This is a genomic window from Pseudomonas sp. SDO5215_S409 (assembly GCF_054071325.1).
In genome coordinates this window covers 54,512-70,936 of sequence record NZ_JBSVWN010000029.1, presented here as the reverse complement: position 1 = coordinate 70,936, position 16,425 = coordinate 54,512, and the positions used below count along the sequence as shown (strand labels likewise).

The 16,425-nt window shown below is 61.9% G+C and carries 18 protein-coding genes; 6 read left to right on the top strand and 12 right to left on the bottom strand.

Features of this window, described 5'->3' with window-relative positions; all coding sequences use genetic code 11:
- Positions 1–139 precede the first annotated feature (139 nt).
- On the top strand, positions 140–373 hold the full coding sequence (locus ACW9H9_RS16455) for a PP0621 family protein (RefSeq protein ID WP_457344283.1): 234 nt from the start codon (positions 140–142) through the stop codon (positions 371–373).
- A gap of 34 nt (positions 374–407) precedes the next feature.
- Here ACW9H9_RS16455 and thiO read toward each other — a convergent pair whose 3' ends face one another.
- The 5 genes from thiO to pilV form a co-directional block, all read right to left on the bottom strand.
- Positions 408–1,505 (bottom strand): glycine oxidase ThiO, encoded by a 1,098-nt coding sequence (gene thiO / locus ACW9H9_RS16450; RefSeq protein WP_457344282.1) that lies wholly within the window; start codon positions 1,503–1,505, stop codon positions 408–410.
- 62 nt (positions 1,506–1,567) lie between these two features.
- Entirely contained in the window at positions 1,568–1,969 is a 402-nt protein-coding gene (locus tag ACW9H9_RS16445; protein ID WP_457344281.1) for a type IV pilin protein, read from the bottom strand.
- Between the two features lie 12 nt (positions 1,970–1,981).
- Positions 1,982–2,503 (bottom strand): pilus assembly PilX family protein, encoded by a 522-nt coding sequence (locus tag ACW9H9_RS16440; RefSeq protein WP_457344280.1) that lies wholly within the window; start codon positions 2,501–2,503, stop codon positions 1,982–1,984.
- Positions 2,504–2,510: 7 nt separating this feature from the next.
- Entirely contained in the window at positions 2,511–3,218 is a 708-nt protein-coding gene (locus ACW9H9_RS16435; RefSeq protein ID WP_457344279.1) for a PilW family protein, read from the bottom strand.
- On the bottom strand, positions 3,215–3,682 hold the full coding sequence (gene pilV / locus ACW9H9_RS16430) for a type IV pilus modification protein PilV (protein ID WP_457344278.1): 468 nt from the start codon (positions 3,680–3,682) through the stop codon (positions 3,215–3,217). Before pilV ends, ACW9H9_RS16435 begins: the two co-directional genes overlap by 4 nt.
- 211 nt (positions 3,683–3,893) lie before the next feature.
- On the opposite strand from pilV, the gene ACW9H9_RS16425 reads away from it, so the two are divergent.
- On the top strand, positions 3,894–4,475 hold the full coding sequence (locus tag ACW9H9_RS16425; RefSeq protein WP_457344277.1) for a GspH/FimT family pseudopilin: 582 nt from the start codon (positions 3,894–3,896) through the stop codon (positions 4,473–4,475).
- Here ACW9H9_RS16425 and ispH read toward each other — a convergent pair.
- The 6 genes from ispH to murJ form a co-directional block, all read right to left on the bottom strand.
- A complete protein-coding gene (ispH, locus tag ACW9H9_RS16420) occupies positions 4,429–5,376 on the bottom strand; it encodes a 4-hydroxy-3-methylbut-2-enyl diphosphate reductase (protein ID WP_457344276.1) in 948 nt (315 codons plus the stop codon). The two genes, ACW9H9_RS16425 and ispH, sit on opposite strands and share 47 nt — an antisense overlap.
- Before the next feature lie 77 nt (positions 5,377–5,453).
- On the bottom strand, positions 5,454–5,906 hold the full coding sequence (fkpB, locus tag ACW9H9_RS16415) for an FKBP-type peptidyl-prolyl cis-trans isomerase (protein WP_457344275.1): 453 nt from the start codon (positions 5,904–5,906) through the stop codon (positions 5,454–5,456).
- Complete coding sequence (lspA, locus tag ACW9H9_RS16410; RefSeq protein ID WP_457344273.1) at positions 5,899–6,408, bottom strand: signal peptidase II; 510 nt, start codon at positions 6,406–6,408, stop codon at positions 5,899–5,901. Before lspA ends, fkpB begins: the two co-directional genes overlap by 8 nt.
- Positions 6,401–9,232, bottom strand: coding sequence for an isoleucine--tRNA ligase (gene ileS / locus ACW9H9_RS16405; protein ID WP_457344272.1), 2,832 nt, complete (start codon positions 9,230–9,232; stop codon positions 6,401–6,403). The genes lspA and ileS overlap by 8 nt, the downstream gene beginning before the upstream one ends.
- 13 nt (positions 9,233–9,245) lie before the next feature.
- On the bottom strand, positions 9,246–10,184 hold the full coding sequence (gene ribF / locus ACW9H9_RS16400; RefSeq protein ID WP_457344271.1) for a bifunctional riboflavin kinase/FAD synthetase: 939 nt from the start codon (positions 10,182–10,184) through the stop codon (positions 9,246–9,248).
- 118 nt (positions 10,185–10,302) lie between these two features.
- Positions 10,303–11,841: a murein biosynthesis integral membrane protein MurJ gene (gene murJ / locus ACW9H9_RS16395; protein WP_457344269.1), complete on the bottom strand. Its 1,539-nt coding sequence runs from the start codon at positions 11,839–11,841 to the stop codon at positions 10,303–10,305.
- Positions 11,842–12,093: 252 nt separating this feature from the next.
- Here murJ and rpsT point away from each other — a divergent pair, with 252 nt between their 5' ends.
- Positions 12,094–12,372 carry a 30S ribosomal protein S20 gene (gene rpsT / locus ACW9H9_RS16390; RefSeq protein ID WP_457344268.1) on the top strand — a complete coding sequence of 93 codons (279 nt, stop codon included), beginning with the start codon at positions 12,094–12,096 and terminating at the stop codon, positions 12,370–12,372.
- Between the two features lie 160 nt (positions 12,373–12,532).
- Here rpsT and ACW9H9_RS16385 read toward each other — a convergent pair whose 3' ends face one another.
- Positions 12,533–13,018, bottom strand: a complete 486-nt coding sequence (locus tag ACW9H9_RS16385; RefSeq protein WP_457344267.1) for an FKBP-type peptidyl-prolyl cis-trans isomerase — start codon at positions 13,016–13,018, stop codon at positions 12,533–12,535.
- 52 nt (positions 13,019–13,070) lie between these two features.
- Here ACW9H9_RS16385 and ACW9H9_RS16380 point away from each other — a divergent pair, with 52 nt between their 5' ends.
- The 3 genes from ACW9H9_RS16380 to ACW9H9_RS16370 all read left to right on the top strand — a co-directional run bounded on the left by ACW9H9_RS16380 (position 13,071) and on the right by ACW9H9_RS16370 (position 16,383).
- Positions 13,071–13,307 (top strand): DUF3565 domain-containing protein, encoded by a 237-nt coding sequence (locus tag ACW9H9_RS16380; protein WP_457344266.1) that lies wholly within the window; start codon positions 13,071–13,073, stop codon positions 13,305–13,307.
- A 79-nt stretch (positions 13,308–13,386) separates the two neighbouring features.
- Positions 13,387–15,486, top strand: coding sequence for a phosphate acetyltransferase (pta, locus tag ACW9H9_RS16375; protein WP_457344265.1), 2,100 nt, complete (start codon positions 13,387–13,389; stop codon positions 15,484–15,486).
- Complete coding sequence (locus ACW9H9_RS16370) at positions 15,487–16,383, top strand: acyltransferase (protein WP_457344263.1); 897 nt, start codon at positions 15,487–15,489, stop codon at positions 16,381–16,383.
- The last annotated feature ends 42 nt before the right edge of the window (positions 16,384–16,425 follow it).

Below are 16,425 nucleotides of genomic sequence, written 5' to 3'. Positions count from 1 at the left end.
ATCCATCAAATCGGCGTTCTTGTTTCTGTCTTTCCCGGGATTCCGTGAAGAACCTTTTTTATGGGCGTACGTTATTGCGCTGGGCGCCTGTAGCGTCCTTGGCTAAACTTGCGCCTTCCTCTTCGAGAAACTGCCCGCCATGGTTCGTCTACTGTTCTGGATTGCCGTTATTGCCGCTGCGGTGTGGTTCTGGCGCAAATTCAAAAGCCCGCCCGCCCAGGGGCAACGGCCTGCCGAGCCCGGCCCGACGCCCATGGTGCGCTGTGCTCACTGCGGCGTTCACCTGCCGCAAGACCGGGCCTTGAGCCAGCGCCAGGAATGGTATTGCACCCAGGCCCATCTGGAGCAGGGTCCAAAATCCATCCAGCGCTGAACAGCCGCTCGCGCGGGGTTGGCATTGTGTCTATCTAAAGGCGGCCTTCAGGCGCGTAAGGCGCCGGGTCAATGATCGGTTCGCGCCCCAGCAACAGGTCTGCAAACAACTGACAGGACGCCGGTGCCAGCACCAGGCCATTGCGGTAGTGCCCACAATTGAGCCACAACCCGTCAAACCCGGGCACCTTGCCAATGTAGGGAATGCCCTCCGGCGACCCGGGACGCAAGCCCGCCCAATGCCCCACGACCTCGGCACCTGCCAGGGCCGGAATCAACTCCTGCGCCGAGGCTTTCAGGCTTTCCAACGCCACGTCGGTTGGCGTCTTGTCGAACCCCTCATGCTCCAGCGTGCTGCCAATCAGAATGTGCCCATCGCGGCGAGGAATGGCGTAACGCCCCTTGGCGAGCACCATGCACGGTAAAAAGTCCGATGCGCATTTGTACAAAATCATCTGACCTTTAACCGGCTCCACCGGCAATACCAGCCCCAACAGCCCCAATAACTGGCCGCTCCAGGCACCGGCGGCCAGCACCACCTGGTCGCCGCGTATAGCTCCTTGGGCAGTGTTTACCCCCACGACGCGGCCACCCTGCTGGATAAAACCTTCAACAACGCACTGCTCGTGAATCGTCACGTCGGGCAAGGCCAGCAGCGCCGCTTTCAAGGATTTGACCAGACGCGGGTTGCGCACGTTTGCGACGTCAGCCATATAGATAGCGTCGCTGTAACCGCTGCCCAGCACCGGCACCGCATCATGGGCCGCCGAGATATCCACCTTGCTCAACGGACGTCCCTCGCGGGCAGCCCAGGCCAGGGCTTCGACTTCATCGTCCAGGTCCAGCCAGTAAAGGCCGGTGGTATGAACTTCGGGGTCAATGCCGGTCGCTGCGAATAGGCGCTCGCCCAATTGCGGGTAAAAATCCTGCGACCAGTGCGCCAGCGCAGTAACCGCCGGGCTGTAGCGCCAAGGGTAGAGCGGGGAAACAATGCCGCCCCCGGCCCAGGACGACTCTTGCCCCACCCCTGCGCGCTCCAGCAGAACGACAGCCTGCCCTTCGGTCGCCAGGTTGAACGCCGTCAACAACCCAATTACCCCACCTCCAACCACCACTACTTGCTGCTTAGCCATCGTTCGATCCAGTCGATAAAAAGAGACAAGCGCGCCGGGCGCCCAATCGTCGATGATCCTCATCATTGCCCCCAGCACGCTTGAAGCGTCATGTTGGGCGAAGCTCCCGGGTTACTCCTGACGCCGGTGCCGGTCAGGCTGAAGCCCCCACAACGATCGCCTTCCATGGCCGCCCCTTCAAGGGGTGTGGCAATCAGTGTGAAATCCTGAGGGCTCAAAGCAGCGGTGATTCTATAGCGATCGTTACCGTCAATGACGCCGGTTGCCTCAATAAAAGTGCCGTTGCGGGTGTGATACCGCTCCAGATAGTGCGCCTGCTCGCTCAACAACCCGACGATTTCGGCGCGATAGACCTTCTTCATATGCCGGGCGTAGCCCGGGTAGGCAATGCTGGCCAACACCCCGACAATCGCCACGCCAATCAACAGTTCGATCAGGGTAAACCCTGCGCTGTTTTTGCTCATTGCGCTGCCCGCCTACTGAAGTTGCCGCCACATGATGCGCCGAAACCGCTCGCCACCCTCCCCGGACGCCCGTGCATAAATGCTCTCCAGCACCACACGCGAGTACCCGTTGGTGCCCACGGACGTCACCCGATACAACGTGGCCTGGGTGTGCGGCGGCAGGTGCGCGCCGCCCACGGCCTGGCCAAGGTTCTGCATGCCATAAAGCCCCTCTTTCATGCCAACCCAGTTAACCGCGGACCCCGGATTGAACCCCGGCCCGAGCACCGAAGCCGCTTCAGCGGGCGGCGCGCAGGTTACGATTGACCGGCACGGCATCAAGCCTGTGCCTGGCGATTGAACAGCCGCCTCCCCCAACCTCAACCCACTTTCGGCCCGTTGAAACGCCTGGTTTCTATGCCGGATGCTGGCGGTAATTTTTTCCTGGGAAATGGCCGCCTGCATCGACGACAGCCCCACCATCGTCAGTAGCAACAAAAACACCAGACTGAGCAGCAAAACCATGCCCGCCTGCCGCGTAGACCGTGCATTCATGGCCGCGTTACTCCAGGCGATTACGCAGCGCCGCGACCACACCATAGGTCTGGTCCCTCACCAGCCCGCGAGGGTCCTGGAGCGTGAGTACAATCCGCACGCTGCGGATCAAGGCCTCGTTGACCGGGCTTGCGTCATACCGCGTGACAACGCTTGAGCCCTCCCCGGCCGCCACGCCAAAGCTGATATCGAACGCACGGACGTTATCCACCAGCGCCACCTTGGCCGGTGCAGCCGGCGTGCTGAGCTTCAACTGGGAGGACTCAAAGGTGTAGGTCAGTTTGCGCACCGGGAAACGTATCTGCCCGGGCGTGGGCAACGGTACGGCGGCGGCATAAGCCTGCGCGCTGCCGGTGCAGTCGGACACCACCGTCCAATCGGCCTTGCTGGCGCTGTCTCCAGCATCGGCGGTCACCAGCGTCAAGGACCGCGAGCCGCTGGCCGCGCCCCAGCCAATCGGCCGGTCAAAGTCGGCAGGGGCGTTGCGGATCAATGCCGTGGACAGGCAGCCGAACATACCCGCCAGGCGGATCTCCTGGACCATTTTGCCCAGCACAAAGCGGGCGTCATCCTGCATCGCCATGGCGGCCTGCTGGCTGGCGTGAGTGCTTCGCGCACCGATGAACACCCGGGCGGCCCCCAGCATCAGCACGAGGCCAAGGGCCAGCGACAGCAGGATTTCCACCAGGCTGAACCCCCGTGTAAACGGGCTCATGGTGACACCCGCGAATCGACGGCAATCCGGCTGGTGAGGGTGAATGTTTCCCGGGCGCCCTCCGCCTTCGTCCCCCGTGAATCATCCCAGCTGATGCTGATGGTCACGGTGCCAGCGCTGAGTGAAATCGCCCCCTTGGCACTCTCCCCGGCAAAACCGGTGATATTGGCCTCGAAATCATGCAGGTCGAGGTCGCGGATACTGCTGCCGTAAGGGGCCCGTTCGCCCCGTTTCCAGGTGTAGTCGGCACCGACATTCGCGCGAATCCGGTCCAGCATGTCATAGGCGATGAAACTGGCCTGGCTGGTCATCCGCGAGCTGTCGGTGTAGCGCAGCGCATTCAGCTGGATCAATGCAGCGCCCAGCAAGCCAATGGACAGTATCAACAGCGAAACCAGCACCTCGATCACACTCATTCCAGCCTGAGCGGTGCGGGGGTGAAACGTCATCGGGCAAGCGTTCATTACCGTCGTCATCCATGTCGAAGGTCTTCAAGAGGCAGGGGTAACCCTGCGGTGCGAGCCAAGACTAGCGCCGCTCTTGCGGGCGCGCCGCACGCGGGAACAAAGCGAAATACTTTGGACAACAAGGCCATCATTCGGCGAACCGGGCTCGACGCTATAACTACGTCTGCCCTCACAGGGGCTTGCAACCACGTCCACGGAGGGACGCGTCATGAGACAAAGAGGTTTCACATTGATCGAGCTGTTGCTCGGTTTGCTGCTGAGCGGCGCCCTGGCCAACCTGGCCGTTCCCGCCTTCAAGGGGCTGCTTGAATCGCAACGACGCCAGGACACCGCACAATCCCTGACAACCGGCGTGCGCTATGCGCGCACGCAGGCCATAACACGCAACCACACGGTGGTGATCCACGCACTGGACGATGACTGGAGCCTGGGATGGAGGGTGGTACTGGACCTGAGCGGTCGCGGTCAACTGGACGAGGGCAACCCCGTGTTGCTGGAGCGTCGGCACAGCGGGCACATCCCGGTGGTCGGCAACACACCGGTGAAAACGCAGATTCGCTTCAGCGGCCTGGGCGAGCCGCTGCTGTCAGCTGGCGCCTTTCGTGCTGGCACCGTGCATATCTGCGCAAGGGACGGGCAATTGAGCCTGTATCAGATGGTGCTGGCGCCCAGCGGGCGCATCAGCCTGCGCAGTGAAAAAACCGAGCAGGCCCTGTGCCGCAGCGGCCCCGACACCTCCGGTATCAAAGCAGTGAACGAACCCGCAGCTCCTTGGGCATGGAGAAAGTGATGTTCTCTTCACGCCCCGCCAGCTCGTCAGCCCCCGTGGCACCCCAGGCCTGCAGTTGCTGGATCACGCCGCGCACCAGCACCTCGGGCGCCGAGGCTCCCGCCGTGATACCGATGCGCTCAACGCCGTCGAACCAGCTGCGTTGCAGGTCTTCGGCACCGTCGATCAGGTAGGCCGGGGTGGCCATGCGCTCGGCCAGCTCACGCAAACGGTTGGAGTTGGAGCTGTTGGGGCTGCCCACCACCAGCACCACGTCGCATTCGTCGGCCAATTGCTTGACTGCGTCCTGGCGGTTTTGCGTGGCGTAGCAGATGTCATCCTTGCGCGGCCCGCCAATGGCCGGGAAACGCGTGCGCAGCGCGTCGATGACGCGGCTGGTGTCATCCATGGACAAGGTTGTCTGCGTCACGAACGCCAGTTTTTCCGGGTTGTGCACTTGAAGGGCGGCGACGTCTTTCTCGTCTTCGACCAGGTAGATCGCGCCGCCATTGCTGGCGTCGTACTGGCCCATGGTGCCTTCGACTTCCGGATGCCCGGCGTGGCCGATCAGGATGCATTCACGGCCATCACGGCTGTAGCGCGCCACTTCGATGTGCACCTTGGTCACCAGCGGGCAGGTGGCATCGAACACTTTCAGGCCACGGCCCGACGCTTCGCTGCGCACCGCCTGGGACACACCGTGGGCACTGAAGATGACGATGACGTCGTCCGGCACCTGGTCGAGCTCTTCGACAAAGATAGCGCCGCGTGCCCGCAGGTCTTCAACCACGAACTTGTTGTGGACCACTTCATGGCGCACGTAGATCGGCGGCCCGAAGACTTCCAGGGCGCGGTTGACGATTTCGATCGCGCGGTCCACGCCGGCGCAGAAGCCACGGGGGTTGGCGAGTTTGATTTGCATGCTGTGCCTCGTGTCTTGTGGGCGCTGGCGTGCCTGCGCCCACACAAGCCCGGCTCCACAGGAGCCGGTTTTGCCAGTCAGAGTGCTTTAACGTCGATGATCTCGACATCAAAGGTCAAGGTTTTGCCGGCCAGCGGGTGGTTGAAGTCGATGGTCACTTGCGCGTCATCGAACGCTTTCACCACCCCTGGCAACTCGGTGTTCGCCGCATCGTTGAAGATCACCAACAGGCCTTCAGACAGGTCCATGTCCTGGAACTGCGAGCGCGGGATGATCTGCACGTTTTGCGGGTTGGGCTGGCCAAAGGCGTTTTCCGGCAGGATCTGCAGGTTGCGCTTGTCGCCCGCCTTGAACCCGAACAGGGCCGCCTCGAAACCCGGCAGCAGGTTGCCGTCGCCGACCTTGAAGGTGGCCGGAGCCTTGTCGAAGGTGCTGTCGACCGTGTCGCCATTCTCCAGGCGCAATGCAAAATGCAAGGTGACTTCCGTGTTTTGGCCGATGCGTTGCTCAGCCACTACGTGTTCAGTCATGAACGGCCCCTCCGGTTTTCTTACTGTTGAACATATCCAGCGCCAGCATGATTGCACCGACGGTGATGGCGCTGTCGGCGAAGTTGAACGCCGGGAAGTACCAGCGGTTCTGCCAATGCACCAGGATAAAGTCGATCACATGGCCCAGCACGATGCGGTCGTACAGGTTGCCCAGCGCGCCGCCGAGCACCAGCGCCAGCGCAATGGCCAGCCAGGTGTCGTCGCGCCCCAGGCGCTTGAGCCACACCACCAGTACCGCACTGACCACCACGGCAATCAGGGCAAACAGCCAGCGCTGCCAGCCCGAACTGTCGGCCAGGAAGCTGAATGCGGCGCCTGTGTTGTAGGCCAGGGTCCAGCTGAAGTAGTCGGGAATGACAATAATCTGCTGGTACATCTGCAAGGCACCCTCGAAATGAGCCTTGCTGAGCTGGTCAATGACCAGCACCAGCACGCTCAGTACGAGCCAGCCCAGACGTCCGAAACGACCGGCCTTAGGCATAGTGGCGGACCTCGCCAGTACCGGAGATGTTATCGACGCAGCGACCGCAGATCTCGGGATGCTCGGGGTTCACGCCGACGTCTTCACGGCAGTGCCAGCAACGGGCGCACTTGGCGAAGGCCGACTTGACCACTTTGAGTTTGAGGCCCGGCACTTCGGTGACCACGGCATCAGCCGGTGCCTGGGCGAACGGCGCCAGGCTGGCGGTGGACGTGATCAGCACAAAACGCAGTTCGTTGCTCAGTTTGGCCAGGTCGGCGCTCAAGCCGTCCTCGGCAAACAACGTGACTTCGGCCTGCAAGTTACCGCCCACGGCCTTGGCCGCACGCTGCACTTCCAACTCCTTGTTCACGGCAGCCTTGACCGCCATGACCCCTTCCCAGTACTCGCGGCCCAGTTCGAAGTCGGCCGGCAGTTCGGTCAGGCCTTCGTACCAGGTGTTGAGCATCACAGACTCGTTACGCTCGCCCGGCAGGTATTCCCACAGCTCGTCGGCGGTAAACGCCAGGATCGGCGCGATCCAGCGCACCAGCGCTTCGCTGATGTGGTACAGCGCGGTCTGCGCCGAGCGGCGCGCCTTGCTGTTGGCGCCGGTGGTGTACTGGCGGTCCTTGATGATGTCGAGGTAGAAACCGCCCAGCTCCTGCACGCAGAAGTTGTGGATCTTGGAGTAGACGTTCCAGAAACGGTATTCGCCGTAGTGCTCTTGCAGCTCACGTTGCAACAACAGGGTACGGTCCACGGCCCAACGGTCCAGGGCCAGCATGTCGTCGGCCGGCAGCAGGTCGGTGGCCGGGTTGAAGCCGGTCAGGTTCGACAGCAAAAAGCGTGCGGTATTGCGGATGCGGCGGTAGGCATCGGCGCTGCGCTGCAGGATCTGCTCCGACACAGCCATCTCGCCCGAGTAGTCGGTGGAAGCGACCCACAGGCGCATGATGTCGGCGCCCAGCGTGTCGTTGACCTTTTGCGGGGCGATCACGTTGCCCAACGACTTGGACATCTTGCGGCCGTTTTCGTCCACGGTGAAACCGTGGGTCAGCAGCTCGCGGTAGGGGGCGTGATCGTCGATGGCGCAGCCGGTCAGCAGGGACGAGTGGAACCAGCCACGGTGTTGGTCCGAACCTTCCAGGTACAGGTCGGCGCGCGGGCCCGATTCGTGACCCATCGGGTGCGAACCGCGCAGCACATGCCAGTGGGTGGTGCCGGAGTCGAACCACACGTCGAGGGTGTCGCTGATCTTGTCGTACAGCGGCGCTTCGTCGCCCAACAGCTCGGCGGCGTCGAGTTTGAACCAGGCTTCGATGCCTTCCTGTTCAACGCGCTGGGCCACTTGCTCCATCAGTTCGACGGTGCGTGGGTGCATCTCGCCGCTTTCCTTGTTCAGGAAGAACGGGATCGGCACGCCCCAGTTGCGCTGGCGGGAGATGCACCAGTCCGGGCGGTTGGCGATCATCGAGTGCAGGCGCGCCTGGCCCCAGGCCGGGACGAACGTGGTGTCCTCGATCGCCTTGATCGCGCGGTTACGCAGGGTGTCGCCGCTGACGGGCTCTTTGTCCATACCGATGAACCACTGCGCCGTAGCGCGGTAGATCAGCGGGGTCTTGTGGCGCCAGCAGTGCATGTAGCTGTGTTTGATGGTTTCGGTGTGCAGCAGCGCACCCACTTGCGTCAATTTGTCGATGATCGCGGGGTTGGCCTTGAAGATGAACTGGCCACCGAAGAACTCCAGCGACGGCACGTAAACGCCGTTGCTCTGCACCGGGTTCAGGATGTCATCGTTGACCATGCCGTAGGCTTTGCAGGTCACAAAGTCGTCGACGCCATAGGCCGGGGAGGAGTGAACCACGCCGGTGCCCGAACCCAGTTCGACGTAGTCGGCCAGGTAGACAGGCGACAGGCGGTCGTAGAACGGGTGACGGAAGTTGATCAGTTCCAGCGCGGCACCGGTGGTGGTGGCGATCACCGAACCTTGCAGTTCGTAGCGCGCCAGGCACGGCTCGACCATTTCTTCGGCCAGCACCAGCAAGCGATCACCCACGTCCACCAGGGCGTAGGTGAATTCCGGGTGCACGTTCAGTGCCTGGTTGGCCGGGATGGTCCACGGGGTGGTGGTCCAGATCACGATCGAGGCGGGTTTGGCCAGGCTGGCCAGGCCAAAGGCCTGCGCCAGCTTGGCGTCGTCGGCGATCGGGAAGGCCACGTCGATGGTCGAGGACTTTTTATCTTCGTACTCGACTTCTGCCTCGGCCAGGGCCGAACCGCAGTCAAAGCACCAGTTCACGGGCTTGAGGCCCTTGAACACAAAACCACCCTTGACGATTTCGGCCAAGGCGCGGATTTCACCGGCCTCGTTCTTGAAGTCCATGGTCTTGTACGGGTTGGCCCAGTCGCCCAGCACACCCAGGCGGATGAACTCGGCCTTCTGGCCTTCGATCTGCTCGGTGGCGTAGGCGCGGCACAGCTCGCGGGTCTTGTCGGCGCCCAGGTTCTTGCCGTGGGTCACTTCAACCTTGTGCTCGATCGGCAGGCCGTGGCAGTCCCAGCCCGGGACATACGGCGCGTCAAAACCCGAAAGGGTCTTGGAGCGGATGATCATGTCCTTGAGAATTTTGTTCAGCGCATGACCGATGTGAATCGTGCCGTTGGCATAAGGAGGGCCGTCGTGCAGGACGAATTTCGGACGATCCTTGCCAATCTCGCGCAACTTTCCGTACAGGCCAATACTGTCCCAGCGCTGCAGGATCTGCGGTTCGCGCTGTGGCAGGCCGGCCTTCATTGGGAAGGCGGTGTCCGGAAGGTTTAGCGTGGCTTTATAGTCGGTCATTTAAGGCTCTTTGTTAGCGATGGGCGCTAGGTGCGGCTAGTGCACGGGCGGCGGCGACATCCGCATTGATCGCCGTTTTCAACGCCTCAAGGGAGGCGAAACGCTGCTCTTCACGCAGCTTGTGGTGGAAAACCACCGTCAAACGCCGGTCATACAGATCACCGGCAAAATCCAAAAGGTGAACTTCCAGGTGGGCCTTGCCATCACCTGCAACCGTGGGCCTGACGCCTATGTTGGCGACTCCGGGCCACGCTTGGCCGTCGATGTCGACGCTCACCAGGTAAACCCCGGTCAGCGGCACACGACGGCGCTTGAGCTGCACGTTGGCGGTTGGCGTGCCCAATTGGCGCGCCAGCTTCTGGCCATGCAGCACCCGCCCCGCAATGCGGAACGGGCGACCGAGCAAGCGCTCGGCCAGGTCGAAGTCGGCAGCGGCCAGGGCGTTACGCACCTGGGTGCTGCTCACGCGCAGGCCGTCCAGTTCGACGGTTTGCGCGGCTTCGACCGTAAAACCTTGTGTCAGGCCGGCCTGTTGCAGGAAATCGAAGTCGCCTACCCGATCGCAGCCAAAACGGAAGTCGTCACCGACTTCCAAGTGCTGTACGCCCAGGCCGTCCACCAGAATACGGTCAACGAACTCGCTCGCGCTGAGGCTGCGCAAGCGCTGGTTGAAGGCCAGGCACAGGACGCGGTCCACGCCTTCTTCGGCCAGCAATTGCAGCTTGTCGCGCAAGCGGGTCAGGCGCGCAGGCGCGGTTTGGGGCGTGAAGAATTCGCGCGGCTGTGGCTCGAAAATCACCACACAGCTGGGCACGCCCAACTCAACCGCACGTTCACGCAGCCGGGCCAGGATAGCCTGGTGGCCACGGTGAACACCGTCAAAGTTGCCAATAGTGGCGACGCAGCCCCGATGCTCGGGGCGCAGGTTGTGGAGACCTCGAACCAGCTGCATAACGCGCTTCTTGCTCATAAAGTGGTCGATTATAACCACACCCGGCCCCGGACGACAGGCAACAGCGCAGGCCATTTGATCGATTCGACAAAACAACCGCCCCGTCGCCGCGAAGTCTCTAGCCCAGCGACTTGCGATTAAAGTCTCGCAGGCGAAAGCCCATCAGCAGCAACAGGCCGAAGTACACCACCACCCCCACCACCACTAAGAGGCCCAGGCGCATGAACCGCTCCAGCATCTGGCCCTGGTCCCACGCGGGCATGACGTGCATCAGGCCCAGCAATACCGCGGCCATCAGGCCCACCGCCACCAGCAGCTTCAAGGCGAACATCGTCCAGCCCGGCTGCGGCTGGAACATCTTCTGCTTGCGCAGTTGATAAAACAGCAGGCCCGCGTTGAGGCACGCGCCGACGCTGATCGCCAGCGCCAGCCCGGCGTGTTTCAACGGGCCAATGAACGCCAGGTTGAGCAACTGCGTGACCACCAGGGTAAAGATGGCGATTTTGACCGGCGTGCGGATGTTCTGCTGGGCATAAAAACCCGGCGCCAGCACTTTGATCACGATGATCGCCAGCAGGCCCACGGAATAGGCGATCAGCGCCCGCTGGGTCATCGATGCATCGAACGCCGTGAATTGGCCGTACTGAAACAGTGCGACGGTCAACGGCTCGGCCAGAATCCCCAGCGCCAGCGCGCAGGGCAGCACCAGCATGAAGCACAGGCGCAGGCCCCAGTCGAGGATCCGCGAATATTCATGGCGGTCCTTGTTGGCATAAGTGCGCGACAGCGTCGGCAGCAAAATCGTGCCCAGCGCCACGCCCAGCACGCCGGACGGCAGCTCCATGAGGCGGTCGGCGTAATACATCCACGACACCGAGCCAGACACCAGCACCGAGGCGAACGCCGTATTGATGATCAGCGAGATCTGGCTGACAGACACCCCCAGAATCGCTGGCAGCATGTTGCGCATGACGCGCCACACCCCGGTGTCCTTGAGGTTCAGGCGCGGCAGCACGAGCATGCCGATCTTTTTCAGGTGCGGCAGTTGGTACAACAGTTGCGCCAGGCCGCCCGCCAGCACCGCCCAACCCAATGCCATCACCGGCGGGTTGAAGTACGGCGTCAGGAACAGCGCAAAAACAATCATGGCGACGTTAAGCAGGGTGGGCACGAAGGCCGGCACCGAGAAACGGTTCCACGTGTTGAGGATTGCCCCGGCGAGGGACGACAGGGAAATCAGCAATATATAAGGAAAGGTCACGCGCAACAGGTCGGTGGTCAGCGCGAATTTTTCCGGCGTATTGGCAAAACCGGGCGCGGTGGCCCAGATCACCCAGGGCGCCGCGAGCATGCCGACAAGCGTGACCAGCGTCAGCACCAGGGTCAGCAAGCCCGACACATAGGCGATGAACGTACGGGTGGCCTCCTCGCCTTGCTGGGTTTTGTATTCCGCCAGAATCGGCACGAATGCCTGGGAAAACGCGCCCTCGGCAAAGATCCGCCGCAACAGGTTGGGCAATTTGAAGGCAATGAAAAAGGCATCCGTGGCCATGCTGGCGCCAAAAATGCGTGCCACGAGGGTGTCCCGCACAAACCCCAGAACCCGGGAAATCATCGTGATAGAGCTGACGGCGGCCAACGATTTAAGCAGATTCATCGAAAATTTCTTGCCTATAGAGAAAGAGCAGGCGAACAAAACGCCTACCTGTGCGATACTGCGCGCCTGCAACAGCACAGAGCCAAAGCTCGCGAGTTTACAGGTCAAGCGCCGGAATTAAATCACCCGCCTCTTCAGATCGACCACTCAGCAGTTCGCTTCAGCCGGCCTTGACAACACATCAAGTCATCGGCATGATTCGCGGCCTATTTTGTTTGCTATTTCCTAAAAAGTCTTTCGAGGAGCTCGACGGTGGCCAACTCACCTTCCGCCAAAAAACGTGCAAAACAGGCTGAGAAGCGTCGCAGCCACAACGCCAGCCTGCGTTCCATGGTTCGTACCTACATCAAGAATGTAGTGAAAGCCATCGACACCAAAGACGCTGCAAAAGCTCAAGCTGCTTACGTTCTGGCTGTGCCTGTTATCGACCGTATGGCCGATAAAGGCATCATCCACAAGAACAAGGCCGCTCGTCATAAGAGCCGCCTGAATGGCCACATCAAAGCACTGAACGTTGCTGCTGCGGCCTAAGTAACTGCAACGCCGCTCACCCGGCGTACAGTTAAAAAATGCCCCGTATCGAAAGATGCGGGGCATTTTTGTTTGCGCAGGTTTTCATGTTTACACGCGCAAAAAAACACCCCGAACCTGTCGGGGTGTTTTAGCCAGCAGATTGAGCGTAGCGCTTCAATCAGTGGTGATGACCGCCTTCACCGTGAACGTGGCCGTGGGCCACTTCTTCTTGGGAAGCGTCACGGATCGCGACGATCTTCACCTGGAAGTTCAGACGCTGGCCAGCCAATGGGTGGTTGCCGTCGACAGTGACGTCGTCGCCTTCCAGGTCACGGATGGTCACGATTTGCATCTGGCCGTCCGGCGCGGAAGCGTGGAACTGCATGCCCACTTCCAGTTCGTCGACACCTTCGAACATGCTGCGGCTCAAAGTGCTGACCAGCTCGGCGGAGTATTCGCCGTAGGCGTCTTCCGGCTCGACGGAAACGGTCAGTTCGTCACCGACTTCTTTGCCATCCAGCGCCTTTTCCAGGCCTGGGATGATGTTACCTGCACCTTGCAGGTAAACCAGCGGTGCGCCGCCGGCGGAGCTGTCAATGACCTCACCAGCGTCATTGGTCAGGGTATAGTCAATGGAGACAGCCTTGTTGGCGGCGATCGGCATGGGGCGAGACCTTTTGCATAAGAATGAAGAACGGACAAGTCTAAACAAGGATTTGCCCGAAAGCGAACACAACCCGGACAGACGGGGTACAACCCTGCACGCGACCGTCACCGGCTTCTATCAGGACGCAGACCAGCACTGGGTGGTCCAACTGTCCTGCGGCCACACCCAGCACCTGCGCCACCAGCCGCCCTGGCAGTCGCGGGCCTGGGTCAACGACCCCGCCCAACGCCTGGAAAAAATAGGCCACGCCTTTGCGTGCGGCTGGTGTGCGCAGGAGCGCGAATAACGATAACCTTGGCGCCTGATCATCGGTAGGCCCTCAGCCATAGAGCGCCACCCAAGCCATGCACCTTTAGAGAATTCGCATGCAGACTTTTTTTATCGCGCCCACCGATTTTGGTGTGGGTCTGACCTCCATCAGCCTGGGGCTGGTGCGTACCCTTGAACGGGCCGGGCTCAAAGTCGGCTTTTTCAAACCCATTGCCCAGCCGCACCCGGGCGACACCGGCCCCGAGCGCTCCACCGAACTGGTGGCCCGCACCCACGGCCTCAAGCCGCCGCAACCGCTGGGCCTGGCCCATGTGGAGCGCATGCTCGGCGACGGCCAGCTCGATGAGCTGCTCGAAGAAATCATCACCCTTTACCAACAGGCCGCCGTGGGCAAGGACGTGTTGATCGTCGAAGGCATGGTGCCGACCCGCAACGCCAGCTACGCGGCCCGGGTCAACCTGCACCTGGCCAAAAGCCTGGACGCTGAAGTGATCCTGGTGTCGGCGCCGGAAAACGAAGTGCTCACCGAACTCTCCGGCCGCGTGGAATTACAGGCCCAACTGTTCGGCGGCCCCAAGGACCCGAAAGTCCTCGGCGTGATCCTCAACAAAGTGCGTACCGACGAGAGCATGGAGGCCTTTGCCACGCGCCTCAAAGAACATTCCCCTTTGCTGCGCAGCGGCGATTTCCGCCTGCTCGGCTGCATCCCCTACCAACCCGAACTCAACGCCCCGCGCACCCGCGACGTCGCCGACCTGATGGGCGCCCAGGTGCTCAATGCCGGTGACTACGAAACCCGGCGCATGAATAAAATCATCATTTGCGCGCGCACCATGCGCAACACCGTTGAGCTGCTCAAGCCCGGCGTGCTGGTCGTGACCCCGGGGGATCGCGACGACATCATCCTGGCGGTCAGCCTGGCGGCCATCAACGGCGTGCCCCTGGCCGGGCTGCTGCTGACCAGCGACACCCTGCCCGACCCACGGATCATGGACCTGTGCCGTGGCGCGTTCCAGGCGGGCCTGCCGGTGCTGTCGGTGAGCACCGGCTCCTTTGACACCGCCAACCAGCTCAACGGGCTGAACAAGGAAATCCCGATCGATGACCGCGAGCGCGCCGAGATCATCACCGACTTCGTCGCCAGCCACCTCGACGCCCGCTGGCTGCACCAGCGCTGCGGCACGCCGCGTGAGATGCGCCTGTCGCCCGCCGTGTTCCGCTACCAACTGATCCAGCGCGCCCAGGCCGCCAACAAGCGCATCGTGCTGCCCGAAGGCAGCGAGCCCCTGACCGTACAAGCGGCCGCCATCTGCCAGGCCCGGGGCATCGCCCGTTGCGTGCTGCTGGCCAAGCCTGCGGACGTGGAAGCCGTCGCCCGCGCCCACGGCATCGAGTTGCCCGAAGGCCTGGAGATTCTCGACCCGGACCTGATTCGCCCGCGCTACGTCGAGCCCATGGTGGCCTTGCGCAAGAGCAAGAGCCTGAATGCGCCGATGGCCGAGCAGCAACTGGAAGACACCGTGGTCATCGCCACCGTGATGCTGGCGCTCGATGAGGTCGACGGGCTGGTGTCCGGGGTCATCCATTCCACCGCCAACACCATCCGCCCAGCCCTGCAGCTGATTAAAACGGCGCCGGGCTGCACGCTGGTGTCGTCGGTGTTTTTCATGCTCTTCCCCGAGCAGGTGCTGGTGTACGGCGACTGCGTGATGAACCCGCACCCCAGCGCTGCGGAACTGGCGGAAATCGCCCTGCAAAGCGCCGATTCGGCGGCCGCGTTCGGAATTACCCCGCGGGTAGCGATGATCAGCTATTCCAGCGGCGACTCGGCCAGCGGCGAAGAAGTGGAAAAAGTCCGCGAGGCCACCCTGCTCGCCCACGAACAGCAACGCTCGCTGCTGATCGACGGCCCGCTGCAATACGACGCCGCCGCCAACGAAACCGTGGCCCGGCAACTGGCGCCCAACAGCCAGGTGGCGGGCAAGGCCACGGTGTTTGTGTTCCCGGACCTCAACACCGGCAACACCACCCACAAGGCCGTGCAACGCAGCGCCGACTGCGTCAGCCTGGGCCCGATGCTGCAAGGCCTGCGCAAGCCGGTGAACGACCTGCCGCGCGGCGCTCAGGTCGACGACATCGTGTACACCATCGCCCTGACGGCGATTCAAGCCGCCAACCGACCTGTGGACCTGTAAATGCTGGATTTCCTGCCTGCCGCCCTGCGCGGTGTGATCGCCTCGCTGCTGCTGGCGCTGAACACGATTTTGCTGTGCTCGTTCCTGTTCATCGTCGCGCTGTTCAAACTGCTGCCGTTCGCCAAACGCTTCAGCGAGTGGCTGATGAACCACACGCATGAAGCCTGGATCAGCAACAACAAGGGCTGGATGAACCTGGTGCGCCGCACCCGCTGGCACCTGATTGGCCTGGAAGGCCTGGACTATCGGCACACCTATCTGGTGACCAGCAACCACCAGAGCTGGGTTGACATCATGGTGCTGCAATACGTGTTCAACCGCCGGATCCGCCCGCTGAAGTTTTTCCTCAAGCAGGAACTGATCTGGGTCCCGGTCATTGGCCTGGCCTGGTGGGCACTGGGCTTTCCGTTCATGAAGCGCTACACCAAGGCGTATCTGGAAAAACACCCGGAAAAGAAAGGCAAGGACCTGGAAACCACCCGCAAGACCTGTGCGAAGTTTCGCGACAACCCGGTAGGCATCTTCAACTTTGCCGAAGGCACGCGGTTTACCGAAGGCAAGCACGCCCAGCAGCAATCGCCGTTTCGCTACCTGCTCAAACCCAAGGCCGGCGGGATCGCATTTGTGCTCGATGCCATGGGCGAACAGCTCAAGTCCCTGGTGAATGTGACCCTTCACTACCCCGCCGGGCGCCCCGGGTATTGGGATTTGCTTTGCGGGAACATGAAGGAAGTAGTGGTGCACTGCGAAGAGGTGCAGATCCCGCCGCAGTTTATCGGCAAGAACTATGAACAGGACGGGGAATACCGGCTGGCGTTTCAAGGCTGGATCAACCGGCTGTGGGAACAGAAGGATGAGCGGCTGAACACGCTGCACACCCGCTACCCGAAAGCGTGACGCAGAGCAGGGGAACGCTCAACAAAAAGCCCGCCACCGAGT